The sequence below is a fragment of the Maribacter sp. genome (assembly GCF_049667165.1).
Taxonomy (GTDB): Bacteria; Bacteroidota; Bacteroidia; order Flavobacteriales; family Flavobacteriaceae; genus Maribacter_A.
Window position 1 is genome coordinate 1 of record NZ_JBATHS010000374.1, and the last position, 4,395, is coordinate 4,395.

At 39.5% G+C, this 4,395-nt stretch carries 4 protein-coding genes and 1 pseudogene; 1 reads left to right on the forward strand and 4 read right to left on the reverse strand.

Features of this window, described 5'->3' with window-relative positions; genetic code table 11:
- Together WBM98_RS16830 and WBM98_RS16835 are read right to left on the reverse strand one after the other, a co-directional pair.
- A partial coding sequence (locus tag WBM98_RS16830; protein WP_424367179.1) for a DUF2254 domain-containing protein occupies positions 1 to 947 on the reverse strand: 947 nt, incomplete at its 3' end.
- Between the two features lie 402 nt (positions 948 to 1,349).
- The gene (locus WBM98_RS16835; RefSeq protein WP_424367180.1) at positions 1,350 to 1,757 is read right to left on the reverse strand and encodes a nuclear transport factor 2 family protein; all 408 of its coding nucleotides are present in this window, start codon (positions 1,755 to 1,757) and stop codon (positions 1,350 to 1,352) included.
- 340 nt (positions 1,758 to 2,097) lie between these two features.
- On the opposite strand from WBM98_RS16835, the gene WBM98_RS16840 reads away from it, so the two are divergent.
- On the forward strand, positions 2,098 to 3,174 hold the full coding sequence (locus tag WBM98_RS16840; protein WP_424367181.1) for an IS110 family transposase: 1,077 nt from the start codon (positions 2,098 to 2,100) through the stop codon (positions 3,172 to 3,174).
- A gap of 50 nt (positions 3,175 to 3,224) precedes the next feature.
- Here WBM98_RS16840 and WBM98_RS16845 read toward each other — a convergent pair whose 3' ends face one another.
- Positions 3,225 to 3,788, reverse strand: coding sequence for a DUF6090 family protein (locus tag WBM98_RS16845; protein WP_424367182.1), 564 nt, complete (start codon positions 3,786 to 3,788; stop codon positions 3,225 to 3,227).
- Between the two features lie 115 nt (positions 3,789 to 3,903).
- Positions 3,904 to 4,395: pseudogene (locus tag WBM98_RS16850) on the reverse strand (M1 family peptidase); the annotation flags it as partial.

The following is a 4,395-nucleotide window of genomic DNA, read 5'->3' on the forward strand; positions in this document are numbered from 1 at the left end:
AAGAATAATCTTTCATGACTACCAATAATTTGTATGGCGGTCCCAGGATCATTAATTCCTGGCGATAAGGCTCTACTCGCAATTTCAGTCAAAGAAATCAATCCAAATCTTGGATCTTCGTCAAATAATCTAGTTTGTCCCACAAGGATTGCCTTATTAATGCTTTTTTGAATCTTATCAAGATTTAAATTTTGGTTCGAACTAAAATGAGCAATGGCATAATTTTTATGTACAAACTTGCCAGGGACCCCATTAAGTCGAATCTTTAACTCGAATTCTTCAGCCACTGATTGTAAGGCGCCCAAATTTATATGTTGAATGTACCCAACAGAATTCGCCAATACTGCAATTCCGTTAGGGAATTTGCCATTACTTGGTAGTCCTTTTAATCTTGTGTTTTTTATATAGGTAGATAATGATTTGGCCGCAACCGTTTCTACCTGATTTATGGTATGCTCTAACCGGCCTAATCTCGAAATACGGTCTACCCATCTTAAAAAGGTGAGTATAACAATGGCGAAAAAGATTATTGTAAAGAGAAAAAGAATAAATCTTCCCGCTTTTTCATAATAACCGTTTTCAAGCGCTATTGTCGCAACAATACTAAAGATAAAAGCTCCAATAAAAATAGAAAGTGCATTTTGTGATACATCGTCCGTGACAACGATCTTGAAGGATCGCGGAGTTGCTGTGCTACTTGCGGACGAGAATGCTGATAGCATAGAAGCCACGGCAAATATGGATATGACCAACATGCTAGCTGATATAGTGTCTAAAAGGCCTCCAATAGATTCCTCATCAATATTTGGAACCAGGTCATTAATTCCAATTCCATCTGCCTGATGTGCTATTAATGCTCCCGCAACCGAGAATAAACAAAACAGAAAAGGTCTAAACCATAAATGTTCACGAATCCTATTGTAAGAAATAATCAGCTTTTTTTTCATTTAATCATGAATTTAATTTTTTAGATGGTGCACAATGGTTTAGCTAAGCGTAGTGCGCAGGTACGCCGTCTACCTTAGCAGCGGGCGAGTTGACGCGCTGGCCAGTTTCCGCCTGCCATGCCAAGGGCGTGGTCTGCGCACGAAGCTAAAGCTTATTTTTTCTTTTTTCCTGTCCAAAGCAAAATCCCAACGATTTTACGGACCTGCCTGCCGGTTTACGTGCCGTAGGCATGCAGGCAGGTAGAAAATCCATCCCGCCAACCTTACGGGCGTGGGAGGATTTTCGTAAGTAAGCGAGTACTAGCAACCCGCCAGAACGACTCTGTCGGGCTGGTTACTTATAGCCATCCTAAGTTTGTCTTTCGTTATTTTTTAATCGTTTATCAGTCAAAATAATTAAAATTACTTTTCAGAGTCTGCCAACTTCTTAGTATCAACATATTGCTGAAAGGCTATAATTTTTCCGTCATCATTAAGTGTCCATAGATGTGCTGCCTGTGCATTATAACTCTTTCCAGTTGCTTTTACTTTAGCATCATATCTTAGAGTAGCTAAGACCATGTTATCGCTCATAGCGTGAATTTTCACATCCTGTAACCCAAAGTATTCGTGGTTAGCACCAAGACGTGCAAATACACCTTCTAAAATTGCATCTGGACCAATGTAGGGATTACCATCTGCAAGCGAATTACTTTCGGCTTCGTTCCATTCGATTTTAGGATGCATTAATCCTAGAACAGTTGGCATATCGCCCGTTGAAAAAGCGCTGTACAATGAGTCAATAATTTGAATGTTTTGCTTAGTTGTCATGATTTTAGTTTTTGATGGTAATTAAATTTTCAAATATGTTGTTTCAAATTATGTAGCCTTTATTGAGGAAGGGTCATAATGTTTTACAACGTTTCAGCTCGTATGTTTGGTTATAGAATATTAAGTTGTAAATGAAGATACTACATTTATGTAATTAACCATATCAGAAAAGAAGGGATAATGAGGTTCGGCTAGATACATTTTTATGATATCCTGTCATAGATCAACTGCCCTTCTTTTAATTTTCTTGGAACTTGAACAGTACCAAGGTCCATATCAAGAGACCGTATTAAAAGCGAGCAAAAGTGAATTGGGAAGTTCTGATATTAAATATTCCGTTATGTTTCCAACACCAGTATTACGCCATTGTATCGGGGTAGATGTTTCAAAGGATAGCCTATCCATCTGTTCTTGCAAGTTAGGCCCCGACCTTGTAAAGACATTCGATTTCGGGGAGGATGTTGGGAACGACCGAACAGGGTTCGATAATCTTTTGGATTGGATAAGAGGGCAGACCGATACCGTACCGCCTGTCATTTTAATGGAGGCGACGGGTGTATATCATGAAGGTTTGGCTCATTATCTTTTTTCATGTGGGATAGAGCTGTGCATTATGCAATCGGGTCGTGTAAAGCGTTATGCACAGAGCCTGGACCAGCGTTCGAAGACGGATATGTTGGACAGCAAGATGTTGTCCATGTTGGGTTGTGAACGCTTATTGAAACCCTGGTCGCCACCGAGCGAAAATCTGGTCCAGCTTAAAGGGCTTTGCCGCGAACGTGCCGCATTGGTCCGCGAGCGTACTCTTGAGAAGAACAGGTTGCACGCATTGAAGATCGGGTCGCATCAAAATAAAAGGACATTATCGCGGCATAAGAAAAGGTTGAAGATGTTCGAAGAACAGATAGCGGAAGTCGTTCAGGAAATGCATGCGCTGATCAATGCCGACGATAGGTTGTCCGGGCAACTGGGAAACCTGATAAGTATACCCGGTGTTTCTTTTGTGGCCCTTGCCACGGTAGTGGGCGAAACCTTGGGATTCTCCGATATCGCCAATGTCAAACAGTTGGCCAGCTTCGCAGGCTACGATGTTGTTTTAAGGGAGTCCAGCAACTTCAGGGGCAGAACGCGGATAAGTAAAAAGGGCAACAAGCATATCCGTGCGGTACTCCATATGCCTTCCATGGCGGTAATCGGGTTCAATCCTACGTTGGGGCCATTTTACCAACGTTTAAAGGCCAAAAAAGAAAAACCGATAGTTGGCTTGATCGCTACCCAGCGAAAGCTCTTATTGTTGATGTACGCGCTTTGGAAAAAAGAAGAATTCTATGATCCCGATATATTGAAAAACAAAGCAGCAGGCCCTAAAGAACCTTCTGCACAGGATAGTAATTTGAAATATCAACTTACTTCCTAAATTTTATTGAAAAAATTTGTTTTTATCACAGTACCTATGAACTTTCTTTTTTAATCATTATTATTGAGAACAGCTTCGTTTTTTAATACTTCTTCGATTGCAGATTGTAGCTCTTTTTCTGCACCAACCATATCAAAAATTGTCATCATTAGCATTTCCTTCTTTGCCTTATCAGTCTTTTCCATGTTTTGAGACATAAAATCCATTTGTTTTTCAAGTCTCCACCTCAGATTTTCTTTTCTTTCTTCAATATCAGCTAATGCTGATAGTTTATCATATGATATCAATTCAATTTTAGAATTGGCAATAGCATTCCATGCATTCGTTTTTATCCTTGGTGCGTGAACACCATTAGCTTTTGTAAGTATATCGTATATAGAGACTTCTTCATTATTCAAGTACGTTTGTATGCTGTCTGCAGATGCCATTTGCTTTGGAATTACTCTTTCTATATCTATGAGACTTTCTTCTAATTCCTTTTCGATTGATGAAAATATTTGATTCAGATACTTTTTATCCTTTCTATCCTCATTCCAGTTATTGATAAATAAAGCAATCAAAATTCCAATTATTACCGGAACAGTTTCTTTAATTATATAATTTAATTGTTTCATTCGCAGTAATTTTTATTCAGTTTTTGTTCGATGTCACGTTAACATATCTTTTTTCTTGCTGACCGATAACGTACGGATATAGCTACTTGTAGCTATATTCCTCTTAGACATATAATCAATCCGTTTTCAAAGTTTCAATATAGAAGTTTTTATCTACTTGTATGGTAGTGAAATCAACTTTTAACTCCTCCGTTTTCCAATCGACACTTGGGTTTAGCCAATAGGCCTTGCCATCAACAAAAATCCGTATGGGCATCGTAAAACCGTCTACCACTTGGGTATAGCTATAGGTGAATTTGTTGTTTTTGATCTTATATTCCAAAACGGGAATCATCGTGGTACGTAAATATTGATCGAAGATCGGGGCAAGATCCAACCCGGTTTGGTCACTGAGGTAGTTTTCAATTTGGGCCGAAGTAACGGTTTGGTGGTAAAAATCAGCGTTCAACCCTCGTAATATCCGCCGCCACTTTTCATCATCGCCCACTAATTGGCGGATGGTATGTAGCATATTGGAGCCCTTGTAATACATATCGCCCGAGCCTTCTTTGTTTACGCCATAGGTGCCGATGACCGGATTGTCGTTTTTAATGTTCCTGCGTAATCC

Bases quoted from the DNA above. Each gene is read 5' to 3' on its own strand.
- WBM98_RS16840 (WP_424367181.1), top strand. From the start codon at position 2,098: ATGTTTCCAACACCAGTATTACGCCATTGTATCGGGGTAGATGTTTCA.
- WBM98_RS16845 (WP_424367182.1), bottom strand. From the start codon at position 3,788: ATGAAACAATTAAATTATATAATTAAAGAAACTGTTCCGGTAATAATT.
- WBM98_RS16835 (WP_424367180.1), bottom strand. From the start codon at position 1,757: ATGACAACTAAGCAAAACATTCAAATTATTGACTCATTGTACAGCGCT.